We start from the raw sequence: 20,741 nt of genomic DNA on the forward strand, positions 1-20,741 counted from the left end.
AACCCAGGCCTCACGAGTGCTCACCCACCAGCAGCCACCACATCCAAGCCTGCCAAACCAGCCTGAACACAACCCATTAGGCCTCCTTGAGGGACCCAGAGTCCCTCAAGGAGGCCTTCACGGACAGGGCATCGTTAGGGGGCGGACCGGTCAGCCCTTCAGCTGCGGGAAGTCCTCCTCGCGGAACTCCCCCGCCGGCCGCTCGGAGGCCTCGTTCTCGCGGCCGCGCAGCTCGACGCGCCGGATCTTGCCGGAGATCGTCTTGGGCAGTTCGGTGAACTCCAGCCGCCGGATCCGCTTGTACGGAGCCAGATGTTCCCGGCAGAAAGCCAGGATGGACACCGCTGTGTCGGCCGTCGGTTCGTGCCCGTTCGTCAGGACGACATACGCTTTCGGCACCGCGAGGCGGATCGGGTCGGGCGCCGGGACGACGGCGGCTTCGGCGACCGCTTCGTGTTCGAGCAGCACACTTTCCAGTTCGAACGGCGAGATCCGGTAGTCCGAGGCCTTGAAGACGTCGTCCGTGCGGCCCACGTAGGTGATGTAGCCGCGTTCGTCGATCGAGCCGACGTCCCCGGTGTGGTAGAGGCCGTTCGCGAAGGCCGCGGCGGACCGTTCCTCGTCGTCCGCGTACCCGGCCATCAACCCGACCGGTCGCTTGTCGAGGTCGAGGCAGATCTCGCCTTCCCGCGCCCGTTCGCCGGTGACGGGGTCCACGAGTGCCACGGTGAAGCCGGGCAGCGGGCGGCCCATCGAACCCGGCACGACGTCCTGTCCGGGCGTGTTGGCGATCTGGACGCTGCTCTCCGTCTGCCCGAAACCGTCGCGAATCGTGACGCCCCAAGCCTTTTCCACCTGGTCGATCACTTCGGGGTTGAGCGGTTCGCCCGCGCCGACCACCTTGCGCGGCGGCGTCTTCAGCACGGTCAGATCCGCTTGGATGAGCATCCGCCACACCGTCGGCGGGGCGCAGAAACTGGTGATGCCGCACCGGTCCATCTGCGCCATCAACGAGACCGCGTCGAACCGCGCGTAGTTGTACAGGAACACCGTCGCCTCGGCGTTCCACGGCGCGAAGACGTTGCTCCACGCGTGTTTCGCCCAGCCGGGCGAGGAGATGTTGAGGTGGACGTCGCCCGGTTCGAGACCGATCCAGTACATTGTGGACAGATGGCCGACCGGGTACGAGACCTGCGTGTGCTGCACCAGTTTCGGCTTCGCGGTGGTCCCCGAAGTGAAGTACAGCAGGAGCGGGTCTTCCGCCGCCGTCGGGCCCTCGGGCGTGAGGGTGTCCGGTTCCTCGTAGGCGTCCACAAAGGACCGCCAGCCCTCGACCGGTTCACCGACGGTGATACGCGTGTAGTCGCCCTCGACGTTCTCGAACTTGTGCGCGTCGACGGACCGGATCACCACGTGTTTCGCCGCGCCCCGCTCGACCCGGTCGGTGAGGTCCGCCGGGCCGAGCAGGGTCGAGGCCGGGATGATGACGGCGCCCAGTTTGATCGCGGCGAGGATCGTCTGCCACAGCTCGCCCTGGTTGCCCAGCATCAGGATCAGCCGGTCGCCCCTCGCCACGCCGAGTGAGCGCAGCCAGTTCGCGACCTGGTTGGACCGCCGCGCCATCTCCGGATAGGTCCAGCGGTTCTCGATGCCGTCCTCTTCGACGATCCACAGGGCATACCGGTCCTGGTTGGCCGGGTCGGCCGCCACGACGTCGAACCAGTCCAGCGCCCAGTTGAACTCGGCAGGCTGGGGCCAGGTGAAGTCCCGATAGGCGGTTTCGTAGTCCTCGCGATGGGCTAGCAGGTAGTCCCGTGCCTCGCGGAACGTGCGGTATGCCTCCGAAGCGCTCACGATCGTCCTCCTGGTCCGCTGGTTCGGCCGCCGGTTCTTTCTACTCCCCCTTGAACTCGGGCGCGCGCCGCTCGAGGAACGCCTGCACGGCCTCGCCGAGGTCCTTGCTCGGCAGGAACGCCGCGTTCCACGCCGAGACGTACCGCAGGCCGTCCGCGACCTGACGTTCGGTGTTGGCCGAGAGCACGTTCTTGGCCCCCTGCACGACCAGCGGCGGGTTCGTGGCGATCTCGGCCGCCAGCTTGCGGGCTTCGGCCAGCAGGGTGTCCTGATCCGCGTAGACGTCGTTGACCAGGCCGATCTTCTCCGCGCGGGCGGCGTCGATGTCCTTGCCGGTCAGCGCCAGTTCGCGCAGGTGTCCCTCGCCGATGATCGGCGCGAGCCGCTGGAGGCTGCCGAGGTCGGCCACGATCGCGACCTTGACCTCGCGCACGCTGAACTTCGCGTCGGCGCTCGCCACGCGGATGTCCGCGGCCGCGATCACATCGACGCCGCCGCCGATGCACCAGCCGGAAATGGCCGCGATGACCGGTTTGCGGCATTCCGCGATCGAAGACACGCTCGCCTGGAGGGTCTTGACCTCGTCGAGGAACTTCGTCCGCGGACCCGCCAGCGCGTCGCCGCCGAGCATTTCGCCCCAGCCGGGCATCATGGCGGGCAGGTCGAGCCCGTAGGAGAAGTGCTTGCCGCTCCCGGTCAGCACGACCGCCCTGACCTGCGGGTCCGCGTCGAGCGCGCGGAAGACGATCGGCAGCTCACGCCAGAAATCGGGGCCCATCGCGTTGCCCTTGGACGGGCCGAGCAGCGTCACTTCGGCGACGTGCCCGTCGACGTCCACCTTGAGCGAAACGAGATCGGGAAGACTGTCAGCTGTAGCGGTCATGGGGTCATCTTGACTCATGTGATTGACAGGCTGCCAACGGCCACTGTGCCACGGTGGCCACGAGATGCTTTCCTGATACCGACGAGTACTACCCGTGAGTACCCACGATCGACGAAGGACGGTGGGACATGAGCCCGGCCAGCAGCGCCACCGCGGTCGCCGACCTGCCCGCTCCGAGCACCGCGCGCGGACGCGAACGCTCCTCCCGGCCGATCGAGCTGTCGGGATCCTTCACCCATGAGGGTCACCGGCTCGCGTATACCGAGTTCGGCTCCGGCGACCGGGTGGTCGTGCTCACCCACGGCATCATGCTGACGCGGCGGATGCACGCCCCGCTCGCCCGCAGGCTGGCCCGCGCCGGTTTCCGCGTGGTCACCCTCGACCTGCTCGGTCACGGCGATTCGGACCGGCCCACCGACTCCTGGCTGTACTCGATGCCCGCGTTCGCGGAGCAGACCGTCGCGCTGCTCGACCACCTGGAGATCGACGCCGCCGTCATCGGCGGGACGTCACTGGGCGCCAACGTCGCGCTCGAAGTAGGCGTCGCCGCCCCCGAGCGCGCGCTGGGCCTGGTCGTCGAGATGCCCGTGCTGGACAACGCGATCGTCGCGGGGCTGATCACGTTCGCGCCGCTGCTCATGGCCGCCCGGTTCCTGCCGGTGACCGTGCAGGGTGTGGCGCTCGCGGCGAAACTCGTGCCGCACGGCAACCAGTGGGTCGACGTCGTCACCGACACGCTGTCCCAGGAACCCGCGCCGATGGCCGCGCTCCTGCACGGCGTGCTCTTCGGCCGGATCGCGCCACCCAAGTCGATCCGGCGCAGGATCGAGATCCCGGCGCTGGTCATCGGGCACGAACGCGATCCGATCCACCCCTTCGGCGACGCCGACACGCTGGCCGCGGACATGCCGGCGGCCGAGTTCGTCCAGGCCCGCAGCCCGGTCGAGTTGCGGTTCGACCCGACCCGCCTGACCGAAGCCATCGCGGACTTCTCCGCGCGCTGCCATGACCGCTGACCCGGCGCCGGTCCGCGACGCGGAGGAACTGCGGACCGGGCGGCTGCTCCTTCGCCGCCCTGGCCCCGAAGACCTCGACGCGATCTTCGCGCTCCACACCGACCCCGAGGCCTGCGCGCACAACCCCTCGGATCTGCTGGACACGCGTAAGGAGGCGGAGTTGCTGCTGCTCCGCTGGTCACACCAGTGGAACCGGTACGGCTTCGGGTACTGGACGGTCCGGCGGCACGACTCGGCGGAACCGCTGGGATTCTGCGGGGTGAAGATCGTCGGTTTCCGGCGCCGCCCCGTCCTGAACCTCTTCTACCGCTTCTTCCCCTCTTCCTGGGGTTTCGGGTACGCCGACGAGGCCGCCACCGCCGCCGTGGACTGGGTCCGCGTCCACCGGCCGGACGACCTCGTGATCGCCCGCGTCCGGCCGGAGAACGTCGCGTCACAGCGGGTGGCGCTGCGGGCCGGGCTGGTCCGCGCGGAGCACCTCGACACCCCCGGCGACGACGGGACAGACTGGTTCTACGTCTCGAACCCCGGCTACGAGGGCTGAGCCAGCCCCGCCACCGGCCCGAACACGATCACGGCGGGCGGCCGCACCCCGGCCGTGGCGGCGTCCTCGACCACCTTGTCCAAAGTGGAGCGGAGCACCCGCTGCGTGCGCATGGTGCCGTCCTCGACGATCGCCACCGGCGTGTCGCCCGGCCGCCCCGCCTGGAGCGCCTTGGCGAACAGCGGGAGCCGCTCGACACCCATCATCAGCACGATCGTGCCGCGCATCTTCGCCAGCAGATCCCAGTCCACCAGCGACTTCTCGTCGTCCGGCGCGACATGACCGGACACCACCACGACCTCGTGGGCGACGCCGCGATGGGTCACCGGGACGTCCGCCGCGGCGGGGACGGAGAACGCGCTCGTGATACCGGGGACCATCGTCACCGGGATGCCCGCTTCGGCGCAGGCGAGGACTTCTTCGAAGCCGCGGCCGAACAGGTACGGGTCGCCACCCTTGAGCCGCACGACGAACTTGCCGGCCTTGGCCCGCTCGATCAGGGTGGAGTTGATCACGTCCTGGCTGGCGGCACGGCCATACGGGATCTTCGCGGCGTCGACGATCTCGACGTGGGGCGCGAGTTCGTCGAGCAGTTCGCGCGGGGCCAGCCGGTCGGCGACGACGACGTCGGCCCTGGCGAGGAGACGGCGTCCGCGGACGGTGATCAGTTCCGGATCCCCGGGGCCGCCGCCCACGAGGGCGACACCGGGGAGGTCGTCGTGCGCGTCCGGGACGCGGCCGTCGGCGACGGTGCCCGCGCGGAGACCGTCCAGGATGCTGTCCCGGACGGTGGCCGACCGCAGCGGTTCGCCGCCCGAGAGCACGCCGACCAGCAGCCCGCCGTGCCTGCCCGAGGCCGGGGTGACCGCGCTGCCGAGGTCTCCGTCGTCGGCGCGGACGCAGAACACCCGCGCGCGTTCGGCCTCGGCGCAAACGGCGGCGTTGACCTCGGGATCGTTCGTGCACGCCAGCGCGTACCAGGCGCCGGCGAGGTCACCCTCGGCGTAGCGGCGCTCGTGCCAGACGATCTCGCCTGCGTCGGCCATGGCACTCACCGACGGCGTGGTGTGCGGCGAGACCAGTTCGACCCGCGCGCCGGCACCGATCAACCGCGGCAGGCGGCGCTGGGCGACCGTCCCGCCACCGATCATCACGACACGACGGCCGGCCAGGTCGAGGCCGGAGAGGTAATGCGGGTCATCCATGCGGGGCAGTGTAAGGATTCAGCGCCCCGGACCGCGATCCGAGTGAGAACCGCCTCAGCTCTCCAGCAGCGCCAGCAGCTCGGTGTTGCCGAACATCCTGGCCGCGTCGATCGCCGACGGCTCCCCCGCCGTCGCGTCCGCGCCGCCCTTCAGGAGCGCCTTCACGACCTCGGGCTCGTTCTTGAACACCGCGCCTGCCAGCGGGCTCTGCCCACGATCGTTCTCGCGGTTCGGGTCGGCGCCGCGTTCGATCAGTGCCGCGACGGTCTCGGCGTGGCCGTGGTAGGCGGCGAGCATGACCAGCGTGTCGCCCCGGTCGTTGGTCAGGTTCGCCGAGATGCCGGCGTCGACGTACGCGACGATCTCGGCCGTCGCGCCCGAGCGGGCGAAGCCGAACACCTTCGCCCACAACTCCAGCAGTTCGGGATCGAATTCCTCGGGCTGTCCGGGGTTCTCCGTCATGCGGCCGATTCTTCCACGCCTGGCCGCGGTCCGGGCGGCGTCTCGCACCGCCCGGACCGGCGGCGTCAGCGCCCCGCGTTGGGGTAGGGCAGCAACGCCATCTCGCGAGCGTTCTTGATCGCCGTGGCGACCTGTTTCTGCTGCTGGGGCGTGAGCCCGGTGACCCGGCGGGCACGGATCTTGCCGCGGTCGGAGATGAACTTCCGCAGCAGGTCGACGTCCTTCCAGTCGACCTCGGTGATCTTGTTGGCGTGCAACAGGTTCGTCTTGCGCTTGAAGGGACGGTCGCGGTTCGCCTTGCCCATGGCGCTCACCAGCTCGACTTCGTGACGCCGGGCAGCTCGCCGTTGTGCGCCATCTGCCGCATCCGGACCCTGGAGAGCCCGAACTTCCGCAGGTAGCCACGCGGGCGGCCGTCGGCGGTGTCGCGGTTGCGGATCCGGGTCGCGCTGGCGTCGCGCGGCATCGCCTGCAGGGCCGACACGGCCGCCGCCTTCTCCTCGGGCGACGCGGAGGGCGAGGCGATGGTGGCCTTCAGCTCGCGCCGTCGCTCGACGTAGCGCGCGGCGACGACCTTGCGCTGCTCGTTCTTGGCGATCTTCGACTTCTTGGCCATCAGCGCTCCTCCTTGAACTCGACGTGCTTGCGCGCGATCGGGTCGTACTTGCGCAACACCATGCGGTCCGGGTCGTTGCGGCGGTTCTTCTTGGTGACGTAGGTGTAGCCGGTGCCGGCGGTCGAGCGGAGCTTGATGATCGGCCGGACGTCGGTGCTCTTGGCCATCAGAGCTTCACCCCTTTCGCGCGGAGCTCGGCCACGACGGCCTCGATCCCCCGCTTGTCGATGGTCTTCATGCCCTTCACCGAGACCCGCAGCCGGACCCAGCGCCCCTCGCTCGGCACGAAGTACCGCTTGGCCTGCAGGTTCGGCTCCCAGCGCCGGGACGTGCGCCGATGCGAATGCGACACCTGCTTCCCGTAGCCCGGTTTGCGGCCGGTGACCTGGCACACGGCGGACATATACCCTCCCAAGTTGATATCGGTTGTCGTTTTCATTTACTCTACACAGCCGAACCAGAACGCCCTCGACGCCCCGGAGCTTCAGTGACCGACAACCCCCGCGTGCCCCTCGTCCTGATCAGTGGCCTCGCACCGGGACCGAACGCCGACCTCGCCGAGCGGCTGCGCCTCGCCGAGCCGGGTACCGCCGTCGTGCACCACGACCTGAGGCAGATTCACTCCGGAGTGGTGCGGCGGCGGATCCGGCTCGGCGACCGCGACCAGCTGACCGTCCTCGAACTCGCGCACGGCTGCGTCTCGTGCACGTTGCGCGAGGACCTGCTGCCGTTGCTGCGCAAGCTGTCCCAGATGCCGCAGGTGCGGCGCATCGTGGTGCGGCTCGACGAGGCGATGGAGCCCGAGCCGGTCAGCTGGGCGCTGCACAACGTCCTCGTCGGCGAGCGGCCGGTGATCGAGGACGTCGACCTGCGGGCCGTGCTGACGGTCGTCGACTGCACGGGCTGGCTGGGCGACAGCACCGGCGACGACACGCTGGCCGAGCGGAGCCTGCGGGCGAGTCCGGAGGACGAGCGCACCGTCGCCCAGGTCGCGCTGTCCCAGGTCGAATTCGCCGACCTGCTCGTGCTCGCCGGAGCGGCGACCGATGCCTGGTCCGCGGCGAAGGCTTCGGCCGTGCTCGACCGCGTCGCACCGTCCATCCCGCGCGTCGAGCTGTCCACTGTGGACGGGAAGACCGTGCTCGACGCCGTCCCGTCCGACGCCCGGCGCGGCGAGGTCACCGACATGCACGGGCCGCTGCTGCGCGGCCAGCCGCCGTTGCACACCGACTGCGGTATCGGCCTGCTCACCTTCACCTCGCAGCGCCCGTTCCACCCGGAGCGCCTCCACGACGCGATCGACGTCCTGCTCGACGGCGTCGTCCGCACCCGGGGGCGGCTCTGGGTCGCGAGCCAGCCGGACATGGCGCTGTGGATCGAATCCGCGGGCGGCGGCCTCGGCGTCGGGCACGCCGGGCCGTGGCTCGCCGCGCCGGACGGCCCGGACTGGGCCGACGTCTCCCCCGAGCGCCGCACGCTCGCCTCCCTGCGCTGGGACCCGCTGTTCGGCGACCGCGCGCAGGAACTGGTCGTCGTCACCGATCAGGCCACCCCGGACGAGATCGAAGCCGCCCTGAACGGGGCGCTGCTGACCGAGGAGGAACTCGCCGCCGGTGAGCGGGAATGGCTCCAGTACCCGGATCCGTTCGGCGAGTGGCACGAAGAACCGTGCGAGGACACGGAAACCGACCCCGACAAGCACGACGTGAACGCGTCGAACCGAAAGGACGAAACGCAGTGAAACTCCGAATCCACCCCGACTACCACCCGGTGGTGTTCAAGGACCTCTCCACCGGGGACGCCTTCCTGACCCGCTCCACCGCCACCTCCGAGCAGACCATCGAGTGGAGCGACGGCAACACCTATCCGCTGGTGAACGTCGAAATCAGCTCGTGGTCGCACCCGTTCTGGACCGGCAACCAGCGGATCATGGACAGCGCCGGGCAGGTCGAGAAGTTCCACCGCCGCTACGGACGCCGCGGAGGGTCGAAGTAATGGCCGTCCCGAAGCGGAAGTTGTCGCGCAGCAACACCCGGTCCCGGCGTTCGCAGTGGAAGGCGGCCGTGCCGGATCTGGTGCCGATCAAGGTGAACGGCGAGACGAAACTCGTGCCGCGCAAGCTGATGAAGCATTTCCATCAGGGTGGGGAATGACGACGCCGGTCACGGTGCTGTCCGGCTTCCTCGGCGCGGGCAAGACGACCGTGCTCAACCACGTCCTCGCCAACCGCGAAGGGCTGCGGGTGGCGGTGATCGTGAACGACATGAGCGAGGTCAACATCGACGCCGCGCTGGTGCGGGACGGGAACAGCCTGTCCCGCACCGAGGAACGGCTCGTCGAGATGACCAACGGCTGTATCTGCTGCACCTTGCGCGACGACCTGCTGGAAGAGGTCGCCCGGTTGTGCGAGGACGGCCGGTTCGACTACCTGCTCATCGAATCGAGCGGGATCTCCGAGCCCATGCCCGTGGCGGCGACGTTCTCCTTCGCCCGTGAGGACGGCGCCACACTGCTGGACTCCGCGCGGCTCGACACGATGGTGACCGTGGTCGACGCGGTGAACTTCGAGCGGGAACTGGCGTCCGGAGACGCGCTGACCGAACGCGGGCTCGACCAGTACGACGGGGACGAGCGGACGGTCAGTGACCTGCTGATGGACCAGATCGAGTTCGCGGACGTCCTCTTGCTGAACAAGGCGGACCTCGTTCCGGCCGTCTCCCTCGAGCGGCTGACGGCGGTGCTGCGGCGGCTCAACCCGGCCGCCGACGTCGTCGTCTCGACGCACGGCCGGGTCCCGCTCGACCGGGTGCTCGGCACCGGGCGCTACGACGTCGAGCGGGCGCAGGAGGCACCCGGCTGGGTGGCGGAACTCAACGGCGATCACGTTCCGGAGACGGAGGAGTACGGGATCTCCAGCGTGGTCTTCCGCGCCTCGCTTCCTTTCGACGCCGAGCGCCTGTGGGACTTCGTCGGGCGGCTCGACACCGGGGAGTTCGGGACGGTCCTGCGGTCGAAGGGGTTCTTCTCGCTGGCGTCGAGGCCCGGGGTGACCGGGCTGTGGTCGCAGGCGGGTTCGGTCGCCCGGTTCGAGCCGCAGGGCGTCGAGGAGGTGCCGCGGCAGGAGCTGGTGTTCATCGGCATCGGGCTGGAGAAGGACGCTCTGCTGGACTCGCTCCGGTCCTGCCTGGCCGCCGGTCCGGCCGGGGCGGATCCGTTCCCGGAATGGGAAGCGGTGCACGTCCACTGAGCAGTACGCCTCGTGAGTGGTAAGGACGGTTCTAACCGTCCTTACCACTCACGAGACTTTGACCGGCGATGTCACGTGACCGACCGGACGACACGACCGCGCGGCCGGGGTTCCGCCGCGAGTCGTCCGTCCAATCACGCGTGTCGTCCATCCAGGCACGCGTGTCGTCCGGCCAGTCACGCGAAACCGCCGCCCGTGCACCGGCGGTAGGTACCTAAGCCACCTTTGGTGCTAACCGTCCTTACCACTCACGAGGGCGAGGGTCAGTGGTCGTCGTAGTGGTCCCCGTGCGCGGCGTGGCGGTGGCCGTCGTGCAGGTAGTCGACGTGGTCGCCGTGCGGCACCGCGACGTGGCCGCAGCCCTCGCCATGAGCGTGGTCGTGACCCTGGTGCGGGATGTGGTCGCCGGTCTCGCACTCGTCGAAATGCCCGTCGTGAGCGCGGTGCAGGTGCCCGTCGTGCACGTAGTCGACGTGGTCACCGTGGGGTACGGCGACGTGGCCGCATCCTTCGCCGTGAGCGTGCGTATGGCCGGCGTGTTCGGTGTGCGCGGCAGTCATCACCGGGTCCTTCCTGAGCGGAAATGCCTGATCAGGCGGACCGTAGCACCGGCCTACGGGCCCAGCAGCGCTCTCACCCGACCGAGTGTCCGCACCTGGTCGGCCCAGCGTGGGCCCGCCAGCCCGACGACGAGGTGGGCCGCTCCCGCCTCCCGGTACGCCGCCAGCCGTTCGGCGACGGCCTCGGCGGAACCGGTCAGCGGCAAGGAGAGCGCCTGGTCGAGCGGCATCCCGTAGGCGTCGTTGATCCCTGCCGCCAGATCCGCCGCGGTCGGCAGGTCCGCGCCTTCGCCCAGCGCGCCGGTGGCGCCGACCGCGATCACCGGGTTCGCGAGGCCGAGATCCGTCAGCCGTCGCCGCCCGTCGGCGACGGCGTCCGGCGGCAGGAGCGACGGGAACCACCCGGTGCCGTGCTCCACGACGCGCTGGAGCACGAGCCTGCCCCGATTGCCGACCCAGATCGGCGGGACCGCCACCGCCGGCGCCAATTCGACGACAGCGTCTCCGAGCCGGACCTCTTTGCCCGCCAGCAGATCCGGCAGCAAGCGGAGCGCCTGGTCGGTTCGCGGGCCGCGTTCGCCGAACGGTACCCCGGCCGCGGCGAACTGGGCTTCTCCCCCGCCCGAGCCGATGCCGAGGATCAGCCGTTCGCCCGACACCTGCTGCAGCGTGGCGATCTGCTTGGCCGCCCAAGCCAACGGCCGCATCGCCGGGACGAAGACGCTCAGCCCGATCCGGATCCGGGTCGTGACCGCGGCGGCGACCGCCAGCCCGACCGTGCTGTCGAGCGAGGGACGGCCGGTCATCAGGTGGTCGCCGAGGAACACACTGTCGAGGCCCGCGTCCTCGGCCTGCCGGGCGGAGACACGCAGGTCGCCGGACGGGAGGATCACACCCAGTTTCATGAGCCCATCGTGCGACCTCCACTTGACTGGAGGTCAAGGCCCGGATCACGTCAGGCGATGTGCCGCCGGTGCCCGGCCCAGAACGGCTCCCGGAGCGCCCGCTTGTCGACCTTGCCGATCGCCGTCAGCGGCAGCGCGCCGGCGAAGTCCACTTCGGATGGTACGAAATGCTCCCGCCCGAAGAACTCCCTGGCATGTGCCCGGACTTCTTCGGCCGACAGCGCTCCCGAGGCGACCACCACGGCGTGGACCCGCTCGCCCTCGCCGCCCTCGCCCGGCACACCGAACACGGCCGCGGAACGGATCAGCGGATGCCGCGCGAGCGCGTTCTCGACCACGGTCGAGTACACCTTGGTGCCGTGCTCGCCGGTGATGATGACGTCGTTCGCCCGGTCCAGCAGGTAGAGATACCCCTCGTCGTCGAACCGGCCGAGGTCACCGGTCCGCAGCCAGCCGTCCCCGATCGGCGCGGACCCGTGGTAACCGACCATCATGGACAGTCCGCGCACCAGGACCTCCCCGTCGTCGATCCTGGCCTCCATACCCGGCACGATCCGGCCCACGGATTCGAGCCGCTCCGGCCGCCCGCTGAGCTCCGCCGAGGAGATGCTCGCGATCATCGGCGCCTCGGTGAGCCCGTATCCCTGCCCGACCACGGGCCCGAACACCTCGATCGCCTGAGCCAGCCGACGCGGCGGAAGCGGGGCGGCACCCAGCGAAAGCCGACGCACACTGCTGACGTCGCTCGTCGTCACGGCCGGATGGTCGAGCACCTCGGCCAGCCGCGCGGGAGTGAGGGACAACGCGGTGATCCGGTGTTCCACGATCGCGTCCAGTACCGTGCCCGCGTCGAAGCCCCGCAGGAGGACGACGCTCTCCCGCCCCAGGATCGCCCCCAGTACGGTGGCGTTGCCGGTCATATGCGTCATCGGCGCGATCAGCAGCGTGCGTCCCGGCCCCGCCGGATCCGGTGCGAAGATATGCGCCATCCCGTCGTAGATCCCGCTGTGCCGGATGAGTTTCGGCGCACCGGTGGTCCCGCCGGTGGGAAAGACGACGGTGACCGACTCCGGCAGCCCCGCCGGGTCGGTACCGTCGCGGTCCGTCAGTTCGTCGAGGGTGATCACCCGCGGGTCGCCCGCGGGCCAGTCCGACGGCTGCTCGGTCACCAGGGCCGTGGCCCCGGCCGCCTCGACCGCGGCGAGGCGATCCGGCGAACTCGCCGACGCGGCGACGAGCAGCACCGTCGCACCTCGCAGCTGCGCGGCGATCTGCAGGAGGACGGTTTCCGGCCGGTTGCCGGCGTCGATGGCGACCACCCCGCGCTCCGGCAGTCCTGCGTACATCCGGCGCACCAGGTCGAACGCCTGCGCGTAGCCGGTCTCCACGCCGTCCTGGACGAACAGCACCTCGTCGCCTCCCGAGCGCAGCGCGTCCAGCACCCGGGTCAAGAACAGACTCTCCACCGGCCGGACCCTAACCCACGGTCAGGACCCCGAGCAGCACCCGCCGCCGGGCGAAGCGGCGCCTTCGTAGGCGTCGTGCCAGTTCCACCACTCGTACGGTGGCGTCTGCGGATAGCCCTCCGGCGAGTCCTCCCACTCCTCCTGCCGTCCCAGCGCGGTGATGTCGAGGTAGCTCCACGTGCTCCCCATCGCCTCGTCGCCGCGATCGTGGACGAAGTACGTCCGGAACACCTGGTCGCCTTCGCGGATGAAGGCGTTGGTGCCGTGCCATTCGCCGACCCCGAAGTCGACGTCGAAGTCACTGGTGATCGTGTACCAGGGCATCGTCCAACCCATCCGCGTCTTCAGCCGCGCGATGTCCGGTTGCGTGCCTCGCGAGGCGAAGGCCAGGGTGGTGTCACGGGCGTTCAGGTGCGCGACGTGGGCGACCTGGTCGGCCACCAGCGAGCAACCTTTGCAGGCGTGGTCGGGGAAACCTTCCACACCGGGATCGAAGAAGGCCCGGTAGACGATCAGCTGACGGCGTCCCTCGAACAGACCGAGCAGGTCGACCGTGCCGGACGGCCCTTCGAATTCGTACGGCTTCTCGACCGCGAGCCACGGCATCCGGCGCCGCTCGGCGGCGAGCGCGTCACGGGCCCGGGTCAGTTCCTTTTCCTTCACCAGCAACCGAAGGCGCGCTTCTTCCCATTCGGCCGCGGACACCGTGTTCATCGCGCCAGCTCCGCGGGCAGGACGCTCTGCCGGTTCGGCTGTCCTTCGCCGGTGGTGATCAGCTCACGCAGGCTCGTACCGACGTAGAAGGTCCAAGCCTTGTGGCAGACGTCGAAGCATTCGTATTCCGGGACCAGCCCGTGATGGGTGAAGCGCGCTTCGGTCTTGCCGTCCTTCTCGCCGATCTCGAACGTGATCGTGGTACCGACCCATTCGGTCTCGTCGCGGGTGAAGTCGAAGTGGTTTTCCAGGACCAGCCAGGTGACCTTGCGGCTGGGCACGGATTCGGTGATCCGGATCCGGCAGCGGTGGACCTCCTCGTAGTGGTACTCGAACTCGTCTCCGGTGTACTCGACGTCTTCCGACCACCACCGGCGGACGTCGGTGAAGGCGTCGAAGACCTGTTGTGGCGTCTGGTCGACGGTGAAACTCGTCGTGAAGCTCATGATGAACCCTCCAGATGGTCTTTCAGAGCCGCGAGCGGCCCGTCCCAATCCCGGGCGAGCGCGGCGAGGAATTGCTGGGCGACCTGCATCGGGGCCGAGTGCAGCCGGTAGCGGACGCGGCGCCGCTCCCCCTGTTCCGGGATCACCAGGCCCGCGTCGGTGAGCAGGGCGAGGTGCTTGGCGATGGCCTGCCGCGTGATCGGCAGCCGGTCGGCCAGGTCGGTCGCCGTGGCCGGGCCGCCCGAGGCGAGGACGGCGAGAATGCTCCGCCTGCTCGGGTCGGCCAGGGCGACGAAGACCTGTTCGGCGATCGTTTCGTTGTCAGGCGGCATCGAGGTATTCGATCAGTTCGCCCAGCTCGGCCGCCCACCCCTTCGTGTTCCCGTCGAACGCGGCCTGGTGCGCGTCGTCCGGCAGCTGGGAGAAGCCCGACTCGACGACGGTGAGCCGGGTGCCTTCGCCATTCGGGACCAGGGTGAACTCGACGTAGGTGCGGCGAGGGTCTTCGTCGGGGAGCCCGTAGATGTGCCAGGTGAAGCCGAAGACCTCCGGCTCTTCGACGCGCTCGACGCGCATGTTCGCCTGGTGCCCCTCGTCCCATTTCATCTCGGCCTCACCACCGGGCCGCAGGTCGATGCTCGCCTGGTTGCCGAACCAGGTGCCAAGGCCCTCGGCCGTGGTCAGCGCGGCCCAGACCTTCGCGGGCGGGTGGGCGATTTCGACGGTGCGTTCGATCCGGTCGGGGAATCCCACGACAGCCTCCTCAAGTAGCAATCAATCGGTTGCTATAACTTTGTATAGCAACCGGGCGATTGCGTCAAGTCCGGTTTCAGGAAGCCGTGTACAGCGCGCCGAGGAATTCGAGCAGCAGCCGCTCCCGCAAGGGGCCGGGTGCGGTGGCCAGCAACGCGTTGATCTCCGCCATCCGGGTGGGCAGGCCCGCGGCGCCGCCGAGACCCGCGGCCGCCAGCAGCCCGGCGAACTGCTCCGGCGTCAGCGTCGCCGGGTCCAGCGCCGCGACGAACTCGGCCACCCGCGGGTCGACGACGACCGGCCCCGCTTCACGGGCAGCCACGACAGCCGCGGCGAGATCGGCCAGGAAGTCCTTCTCGCTCCCGCGGTTCGCGGCCGTCACGGTCAGATGGAGGTTCGCCGGCGACGACTCGTGGGCGAACTGCGGCTGGACGTACCAGCCACGCTCGCGCATCTCGTCCGCGACGGTGAACAGGTCGAACCCGGCGTCGTCCGCCACGGTGAACGCGAGCAGGGTCGACACCGGATCACCGAGGACGCGCAAGCCGTCCAGCGCCTCGATCCCGGCCCGGATCTCCACGGCAGCCTCACGCGCCGCCGAAGCCAGCTTCGCGTAACCCTCTTCGCCGACGTGCCGCACGACGGCCCACGCCGCGGCGAGCGGGCCACCCGATCGCGTGCTCTGCAGCGTGGTGTTGAGCATCGTGTAGCCGGGCCAGTCTGCGCTGGCGAAGTACTGCGGACGCCGAAGGTCGGCGTTGGCGTGCAAGAGAACCGACACGCCTTTCGGGCAGTACGCGTACTTGTGCAGATCGACCGAGACACTGGTGACGCCGGGGACGTCGAAGCCGAACGGCCCGGGCCCCAGGTACGGCAGCACCCAGCCGCCGATGCAGGCGTCGACGTGGAACCGGACGCCGTCCAGCAGCGCGGCGATCTCCGGGATCGGGTCGAGGACGCCGTGGGCGTACGAGGGCGCGCTCGCGACGACGAGCACCGTGCCGTCGTCGACCGCGACGGCCATCGCCTCCGGGACGGCGCGGAAGGTCACCGGATCGACCGGCACCGAAACCACTCGGACACCGAAGAAATGCGCCGCCTTGTGGAACGCCGCGTGCGCGGTCGTGGGCAGCACAATGTTCGGCGAAGACACGTCCGGACGTGCGTCGCGGGCGGCCAGGACGGCGAGCATGCACGACTCCGTGCCGCCCGAAGTCACCGATCCGACCGTCTCCGCCGTTCCGCCCAGCAGGCGCGCGGCGGTACCGACGAGATCGTTCTCCATCCGCAGCAGGCTCGGGAACGCCGTCGGGTCGAGACCGTTGGCCGACGACGCCAGCGCGTGCGCGGCCGCGCCGAGTTCGTCCACTTCGGACAGGCCGCTGTCGTAGACGTACGCGAGCGTCCGGCCTCCGTGCGTCGGCAAGTCCCCCGAGCGCAGCTCCCGCAGTTCCCGCAGGACGTCCTCGGCGGTCACGCGCGGCGCTCCAGCACGGACCTGCGCAGCAGCGGGATGCCCAGCACGATGAGCACGGCAGGCAGGATCGACGCGCCGAGCAGGATCGCCGTGAGGGCGCTGTCCGGCTGCGCGACCTTGGCGTCGAGGCTGGACTGGTAGCCGCCGAACTGCAGCACCAGCCCCCAAAGGCCCGGCCCGAGCGCGAGCCCCAGCGTCTCCGACGCCGTCCAGACACCGGCCGCGACCCCGGCCCTGGTCTCGCCGGTCCGCTCCTCTTCGTCGCTGATCAGGTCGGGCAGGATCGCCAGCGGGAACACCGAGATGCCCGCATAACCGACACCGCAGAACGCGACGAACACCATCGTGACGGCGAACGGGAACACCTCGGCGCCGAGAAGCCCCAGCAGGCCGACGCCGAACGCGGCGGTGGCGATCCGGAACCCGGCCAGCTTCCCGACGCTCGCCCCGAGCCTCGGCCACAGCGGCATGGTCAGCAGTGCGGGGCCGACGAAACCGACGAACAGGACCGTCGAGTAGCCGGAGCTGCCGAGGATCCGCTCGGCGAAGAACGGGATCGCGGCCAGCACCGTCCCGATGCCGAGCGCCTGGATGAAATAGACGCCGAGCAGCCAGCGGAACGGCCGCCACCGCGCGAGTGTCCGGAGCAGTTCGCGCGGGCTGACCGTGTTCGGCCGCAACGCGCCGACGGGGGCGCCCTTCAGCCCGAAGTACACGCCGAGTGTCGCGAGCAGGATGACCAGGGCGATGAACAGGCCCATGACCCGGTAGCCGGCCACACCGCCGATGAGATCGGTGATCGCTGGCGCGCCACCGCCGGAGACCAGGATGGCGACCGCGAGGAAACCGATCCGGACGCTGGTGAGCTTGGTGCGTTCCTCGGCCGAGTCCGTCAGCTCGGCGGGCAGCGCGTTGAACGGCACCTGGAAGAAGGCGTACGCCGTGGCGCACAACAGGAATACGACGACGACGTAGATCGCGTCGGGCACGGGGCCGCCGAAACCGGGATGCGCGAACAGGGCCGCGAAGAGGACCGAGACGCCGATTCCGCCGTAGAGCAGGAACCGGCGGCGGCTGCCGGTGCGGACCATGTCCGCGTCCGACAGCCTTCCCGCGATCGGGTTGAAGAGCACGTCCCACGCTTTGGGCACGAACACGATCAGGCCGGCCACGCCCGCCGCGACGCCCATCGTGTCGGTGAGGTACTTCAGGAGGAGCAGGCCGGGAACCGTGCCGAAGGCGCCGGTGACGAACGAGCCGAGCGAGTAGCGGTACCTCGTCCGTGCTGGCAGCGATGCCATGATCCTCCTCGAGGCGGTTCTCCCGATGAAGGCCTCAGTATTGGATCTTGGCCACCACCGGGTAGTGGTCGGAGGGAATCGTGCCACCGTCGTGATGCACGAGCTGTACCGGGCCGACAGCGGCGAGTGGACGGCCGCCCGCGCGCACGGTGCCGACGTAGTCCAGCGAGTCGCGGTAGGTCGCCGGAACGGACTTCGCCGCGTTCGGGTTCGTGGCCGCGTCGAACGTGTACGCACCTTCGCCCGTCGTGCGGAGGACGCCGTCGAGGAAGGCTTCGCCCTGCTGGACCTGGGTCCGGCCGAGGGAGTCCTTGCGCGTTTGCCCCGCCCAGTACTCGATGTTCAGGTCGCCCGCGATGACGACCGGTTCGCTCGCGGGGGCGTATTTCGTGACCAGGTCCCGGATCTCGCCCAGCTGTGCCATCCGGATCTCGTGCGCCTTCGGCAGCGTCTCCGGCCCCTCGTCCGCCTGCATGTGCGTGCCCGCGATCCACACCGGTTTCCCGTTGACGACCAGGCGGGCGAGTGCGGCACCCTTGTTGGACAGGTAGTCCGCGGTGCCCGAGTAGGAATTGCGGAAGACCAGCTGGTGCTGCTCGGTCACCGGCGCCTTGCTGAGCACGGTGACCCCGCCGTTGACCACGATCGGGGAATTCGAGCAGTTCCCGTTCACCGTGGTCCAGCCGGGCGAGGTGCCGCAGTGCTGTCCGACGAGCGGGGTCTGATGCGGCCAGACGTCCTTCAGCCGGTTCCGCAGTTCCTCTGCCTGGGCGCTGAAAGCCTCGTCCAGGACGACGACGTCGGCGTCGTTCGCGCGGATGACGTCCTCCGCCGCGCGCGCCCTGGCCTGTTTGTCCGAAGTGTTCGGACTGGCGATCCAGGGCAGCTGCCAGATGTTGAACGCCATGACCTTCAGCGAGACCGCCGCTTGGGCGGGCACGGCGGTTCCGGCGAACATCGCGGCGGCGATGGCGAGTACGGCGAGTTTCCGCACGAGGGCCCCTTCCGGTGTCAGGAGACGACGAATGTCCGCGAAGTCCCGCTGAACGCGGAGATCGCCCCGTTCCAGCCGTTCTTCCAGTTGCCGAAGTGGATCACGCGATATTTGCCGATCGGGGCGTTCGCGGGGATCTTCCAGTGGACGACGGCTTTCGATTCGGCGACGAACGTCCGCGCCCAGTGGTACTTCGTGTCCCAGTCGCCGTCGTCGGCGTGCCGGACCCACGTGCCGTCGACCAGCCGCTGGATCTCCAGGAACGTGCCGCCGCGCCGCAGGTCGTTCTTCGGATGCCCGGTGACGAACTCGACCGCGACCTGTTCGCCGCGCACGTAGGTGCTCTTCGCGTCGAGCAGGACGTCACCGAAGTTCTTGAACGCGGGCGGGCTGTCGAAGACGACCCCGGGCTGGAAGTTGATCAGCTTGCCGCGCAGATCCCGCGGCGTCGGCCCGTGCGGCACCGCCGTGCCCGCCTTCATCGCGGCCGCGAGTCTGGCGAATTCCTGCTGGTACGCCGGAAGCGTGTACCGGCCGTACAGGGTCGACGCGCCTTCGTACTGCTGCGAGTCGTACTCCTCGGGCGTGGTGACGTACTGGCTGTACGCGTTGGCGTACCCCTGGACGAGCACGTTCTCCAGCGGGACACCGAGTTCGGCGGCGACGGTCCGGCGCAGGCGCAGTCCGGCGACGATGGTCAGCTCGGCGGGCACCGCGACGAGATGCAGCTGCCCGATCCGGACGAGCTGCAGCGGCAGGACCTCAGGCGTCCACGGATACGGCTTCATCGCGCCGAACGGCACGGCGATCACCTTCGGCGCGTGCGCGTCGGCGAGCGCCTGCGGGATCGGCGCGTCGATGCCGCCGAGCCAGTCGATGAACGGGTTCTTCACCCCTTCGGGGAGCGGGAGACCGGGGCCGTCTTCGCGGCTTCCCGCGAGCATCGACACCCCGATCGCGGCCGTGCAGGTGCGCTGCGGCCGCCCGTTCGGGGTGTACTTCGCGTCGACGGCGACGTCGGACATGTCCACGTAGCACATCCGGTGGTCGACGCCGCCCGTCACGGCCTCGGCAGCCGCGTCGAACGCGCTCTTCGCCGCGCGGAACTGGAGGTCGCCGATGGTGCGGGTGTTCTCGAACTCGGTTTCGGGGGTGCCGGGTTCGAGGTTCAGGTTCGGGCTCATGTCGCCGGTGTTGGTCTGCGGGAAGGCGGCGACGAACCGCGGATTCCCGTCGAGGTACCGCACGCCGGCGTGGTCGTGTTCCCATTCGTAGGCGGCGTACCCCTTGTTGTCGCCGCTGATCAGGTGGTTGCCGTTGCTCATCGACGTCCCGTGCGTGGCGAACCAGCTGATCGCGCCGACGTCGACGCCGTTCTGGCTGAACCGCAGCACCGTGACGGCCGGGTCGATGGCCTGCGGGAAGTGGTCCTTGTCCGCCTGCGGGTTCAGGTCGAAGGCCTTGCGTGAGCGGTTGACGCTCGCCTTGGTCAGCTCGGCGCGGCCGAGCCGGATGGACCCTGGCGCGAGGTTCGCGTGCGCCCGGCTGATCGCTTCGAAGATCCCGTCGACGTGCGCGTCGTACACCTGCTGCTGGAAGCCGAGGATCGCCAGATCGTAGGCGGCGTAATGGGAATCCCCACCGCATGCGGAGTGGGTGTGCGTGGCGTTGAGGAGGACGTTCTGCTCGGTGTAGAGCTCGCCGTACGCGGCTTGGAGCTTGCGCAGCACGCCCTGGTGGACGGACTGGAAGAGCGCGCCGAGGTCGGCGGTGACGAAGGCGATCCGCTTGGTGCCGTCGTCGACGACGAAGGCGCGTGCCCGGGTGCGGAGGTGGATGCCGGCGGTCTGCTGCTGCGGCATCGAGTAGCCCATCATGCCGTTCTCGGCGGCCGGGCCGGTGACGTCGGAGATCCCTGCGCCGACGCGGAGACCCCGGGCCGGCGCCGCTTGTGCCTGCTGGGCGCCGAGCACGCCCACCGCGACGGGCAACGCCGCCGCGCCCGCGAGAACCCGCCTCCGGCTCACCGTCATGAGTCGCACCTCCCGGCCACGAACATGAACCGACTTCATGTTCGTGGCCGGGACGCTACGTGATGGGCCTCACTGTCGCAACCCACGAAAGGTGCGGGGACTGAAGGGGCCTTTCCCCGCATCACCCGCGGCGAACAGGGCAGTCGAGCCGCCCGGACCTCCGATGTCCAAGCCGTGCCCAAGCGAAGAAGCGGCGTGGGGGGGGGGGGGGGGGACCAGAAGGAGGTCATGTTTTTATGATGTGTGGGGGTAAGACAAAAAACAC

General features: G+C 69.5%; 25 protein-coding genes. 6 read left to right on the plus strand and 19 right to left on the minus strand.

Features of this window, described 5'->3' with window-relative positions; translation table 11 throughout:
* Positions 1 to 150 precede the first annotated feature (150 nt).
* Together ACZ3HL_RS39095 and ACZ3HL_RS39100 are read right to left on the minus strand one after the other, a co-directional pair.
* Positions 151 to 1,854 carry an AMP-binding protein gene (locus ACZ3HL_RS39095; protein WP_465536647.1) on the minus strand — a complete coding sequence of 568 codons (1,704 nt, stop codon included), beginning with the start codon at positions 1,852 to 1,854 and terminating at the stop codon, positions 151 to 153.
* A 40-nt stretch (positions 1,855 to 1,894) separates the two neighbouring features.
* Positions 1,895 to 2,737 carry a crotonase/enoyl-CoA hydratase family protein gene (locus ACZ3HL_RS39100; protein WP_465536649.1) on the minus strand — a complete coding sequence of 281 codons (843 nt, stop codon included), beginning with the start codon at positions 2,735 to 2,737 and terminating at the stop codon, positions 1,895 to 1,897.
* Between the two features lie 128 nt (positions 2,738 to 2,865).
* Between ACZ3HL_RS39100 and ACZ3HL_RS39105 the strand changes: the two genes are divergently transcribed.
* Positions 2,866 to 3,753, plus strand: coding sequence for an alpha/beta fold hydrolase (locus ACZ3HL_RS39105; protein WP_465536650.1), 888 nt, complete (start codon positions 2,866 to 2,868; stop codon positions 3,751 to 3,753).
* A complete protein-coding gene (locus ACZ3HL_RS39110; protein WP_465536652.1) occupies positions 3,743 to 4,297 on the plus strand; it encodes a GNAT family N-acetyltransferase in 555 nt (184 codons plus the stop codon). Before ACZ3HL_RS39105 ends, ACZ3HL_RS39110 begins: the two co-directional genes overlap by 11 nt.
* Here the strand turns inward: ACZ3HL_RS39110 and cobA are convergent.
* From cobA to rpmB, 6 genes are all read right to left on the minus strand, one after another.
* Positions 4,285 to 5,502, minus strand: coding sequence for a uroporphyrinogen-III C-methyltransferase (gene cobA / locus ACZ3HL_RS39115; protein ID WP_465422174.1), 1,218 nt, complete (start codon positions 5,500 to 5,502; stop codon positions 4,285 to 4,287). The genes ACZ3HL_RS39110 and cobA overlap by 13 nt on opposite strands.
* A 54-nt stretch (positions 5,503 to 5,556) precedes the next feature.
* Positions 5,557 to 5,964, minus strand: coding sequence for an ankyrin repeat domain-containing protein (locus ACZ3HL_RS39120; RefSeq protein ID WP_465422175.1), 408 nt, complete (start codon positions 5,962 to 5,964; stop codon positions 5,557 to 5,559).
* Positions 5,965 to 6,029: 65 nt separating this feature from the next.
* Entirely contained in the window at positions 6,030 to 6,278 is a 249-nt protein-coding gene (rpsR, locus tag ACZ3HL_RS39125) for a 30S ribosomal protein S18 (RefSeq protein WP_465422176.1), read from the minus strand.
* Entirely contained in the window at positions 6,275 to 6,580 is a 306-nt protein-coding gene (gene rpsN / locus ACZ3HL_RS39130) for a 30S ribosomal protein S14 (protein WP_125678321.1), read from the minus strand. Before rpsN ends, rpsR begins: the two co-directional genes overlap by 4 nt.
* Positions 6,580 to 6,747, minus strand: a complete 168-nt coding sequence (rpmG, locus tag ACZ3HL_RS39135; RefSeq protein ID WP_240598784.1) for a 50S ribosomal protein L33 — start codon at positions 6,745 to 6,747, stop codon at positions 6,580 to 6,582. The genes rpsN and rpmG overlap by 1 nt, the downstream gene beginning before the upstream one ends.
* Positions 6,747 to 6,983, minus strand: coding sequence for a 50S ribosomal protein L28 (gene rpmB / locus ACZ3HL_RS39140; protein ID WP_005149951.1), 237 nt, complete (start codon positions 6,981 to 6,983; stop codon positions 6,747 to 6,749). The genes rpmG and rpmB overlap by 1 nt, the downstream gene beginning before the upstream one ends.
* Before the next feature lie 84 nt (positions 6,984 to 7,067).
* Here rpmB and mrf point away from each other — a divergent pair, with 84 nt between their 5' ends.
* Genes mrf through ACZ3HL_RS39160 form a run of 4 tightly spaced genes read left to right on the plus strand, consistent with a single transcriptional unit; the run spans position 7,068 to position 9,827 of the window.
* A complete protein-coding gene (mrf, locus tag ACZ3HL_RS39145) occupies positions 7,068 to 8,321 on the plus strand; it encodes a ribosome hibernation factor-recruiting GTPase MRF (RefSeq protein WP_465536654.1) in 1,254 nt (417 codons plus the stop codon).
* Complete coding sequence (locus tag ACZ3HL_RS39150) at positions 8,318 to 8,575, plus strand: type B 50S ribosomal protein L31 (protein ID WP_465536656.1); 258 nt, start codon at positions 8,318 to 8,320, stop codon at positions 8,573 to 8,575. Before mrf ends, ACZ3HL_RS39150 begins: the two co-directional genes overlap by 4 nt.
* Positions 8,575 to 8,733: a 50S ribosomal protein L32 gene (gene rpmF / locus ACZ3HL_RS39155; protein ID WP_465536657.1), complete on the plus strand. Its 159-nt coding sequence runs from the start codon at positions 8,575 to 8,577 to the stop codon at positions 8,731 to 8,733. Before ACZ3HL_RS39150 ends, rpmF begins: the two co-directional genes overlap by 1 nt.
* Positions 8,730 to 9,827 carry a GTP-binding protein gene (locus ACZ3HL_RS39160; RefSeq protein ID WP_465536658.1) on the plus strand — a complete coding sequence of 366 codons (1,098 nt, stop codon included), beginning with the start codon at positions 8,730 to 8,732 and terminating at the stop codon, positions 9,825 to 9,827. The genes rpmF and ACZ3HL_RS39160 overlap by 4 nt, the downstream gene beginning before the upstream one ends.
* Positions 9,828 to 10,090: 263 nt before the next feature.
* Here the strand turns inward: ACZ3HL_RS39160 and ACZ3HL_RS39165 are convergent, their stop codons facing one another.
* From ACZ3HL_RS39165 to ACZ3HL_RS39215, 11 genes are all read right to left on the minus strand, one after another.
* On the minus strand, positions 10,091 to 10,387 hold the full coding sequence (locus ACZ3HL_RS39165) for a hypothetical protein (RefSeq protein WP_125794207.1): 297 nt from the start codon (positions 10,385 to 10,387) through the stop codon (positions 10,091 to 10,093).
* A 53-nt stretch (positions 10,388 to 10,440) separates the two neighbouring features.
* Positions 10,441 to 11,292 (minus strand): LLM class flavin-dependent oxidoreductase, encoded by an 852-nt coding sequence (locus ACZ3HL_RS39170; RefSeq protein WP_465536660.1) that lies wholly within the window; start codon positions 11,290 to 11,292, stop codon positions 10,441 to 10,443.
* A gap of 50 nt (positions 11,293 to 11,342) precedes the next feature.
* Positions 11,343 to 12,758: a class I adenylate-forming enzyme family protein gene (locus ACZ3HL_RS39175; protein ID WP_465536662.1), complete on the minus strand. Its 1,416-nt coding sequence runs from the start codon at positions 12,756 to 12,758 to the stop codon at positions 11,343 to 11,345.
* A 21-nt stretch (positions 12,759 to 12,779) separates the two neighbouring features.
* Positions 12,780 to 13,472: a DUF899 domain-containing protein gene (locus tag ACZ3HL_RS39180; protein WP_465536664.1), complete on the minus strand. Its 693-nt coding sequence runs from the start codon at positions 13,470 to 13,472 to the stop codon at positions 12,780 to 12,782.
* Entirely contained in the window at positions 13,469 to 13,918 is a 450-nt protein-coding gene (locus ACZ3HL_RS39185) for an SRPBCC family protein (protein ID WP_465536666.1), read from the minus strand. Before ACZ3HL_RS39185 ends, ACZ3HL_RS39180 begins: the two co-directional genes overlap by 4 nt.
* The gene (locus ACZ3HL_RS39190; RefSeq protein ID WP_034306386.1) at positions 13,915 to 14,250 is read right to left on the minus strand and encodes an ArsR/SmtB family transcription factor; all 336 of its coding nucleotides are present in this window, start codon (positions 14,248 to 14,250) and stop codon (positions 13,915 to 13,917) included. The genes ACZ3HL_RS39185 and ACZ3HL_RS39190 overlap by 4 nt, the downstream gene beginning before the upstream one ends.
* Positions 14,240 to 14,671 (minus strand): SRPBCC family protein, encoded by a 432-nt coding sequence (locus ACZ3HL_RS39195; RefSeq protein WP_465536668.1) that lies wholly within the window; start codon positions 14,669 to 14,671, stop codon positions 14,240 to 14,242. Before ACZ3HL_RS39195 ends, ACZ3HL_RS39190 begins: the two co-directional genes overlap by 11 nt.
* 76 nt (positions 14,672 to 14,747) lie before the next feature.
* Positions 14,748 to 16,148 carry a pyridoxal phosphate-dependent decarboxylase family protein gene (locus ACZ3HL_RS39200; RefSeq protein WP_465536670.1) on the minus strand — a complete coding sequence of 467 codons (1,401 nt, stop codon included), beginning with the start codon at positions 16,146 to 16,148 and terminating at the stop codon, positions 14,748 to 14,750.
* Positions 16,145 to 17,449, minus strand: a complete 1,305-nt coding sequence (locus tag ACZ3HL_RS39205; protein WP_465536672.1) for an MFS transporter — start codon at positions 17,447 to 17,449, stop codon at positions 16,145 to 16,147. Before ACZ3HL_RS39205 ends, ACZ3HL_RS39200 begins: the two co-directional genes overlap by 4 nt.
* Before the next feature lie 34 nt (positions 17,450 to 17,483).
* Positions 17,484 to 18,443 carry a sphingomyelin phosphodiesterase gene (locus ACZ3HL_RS39210; RefSeq protein WP_465536675.1) on the minus strand — a complete coding sequence of 320 codons (960 nt, stop codon included), beginning with the start codon at positions 18,441 to 18,443 and terminating at the stop codon, positions 17,484 to 17,486.
* 17 nt (positions 18,444 to 18,460) lie between these two features.
* A complete protein-coding gene (locus ACZ3HL_RS39215; protein ID WP_465536676.1) occupies positions 18,461 to 20,476 on the minus strand; it encodes a neutral/alkaline ceramidase in 2,016 nt (671 codons plus the stop codon).
* Positions 20,477 to 20,741: the final 265 nt, after the last annotated feature.

Source organism: Amycolatopsis sp. NPDC000009, from assembly GCF_055563465.1.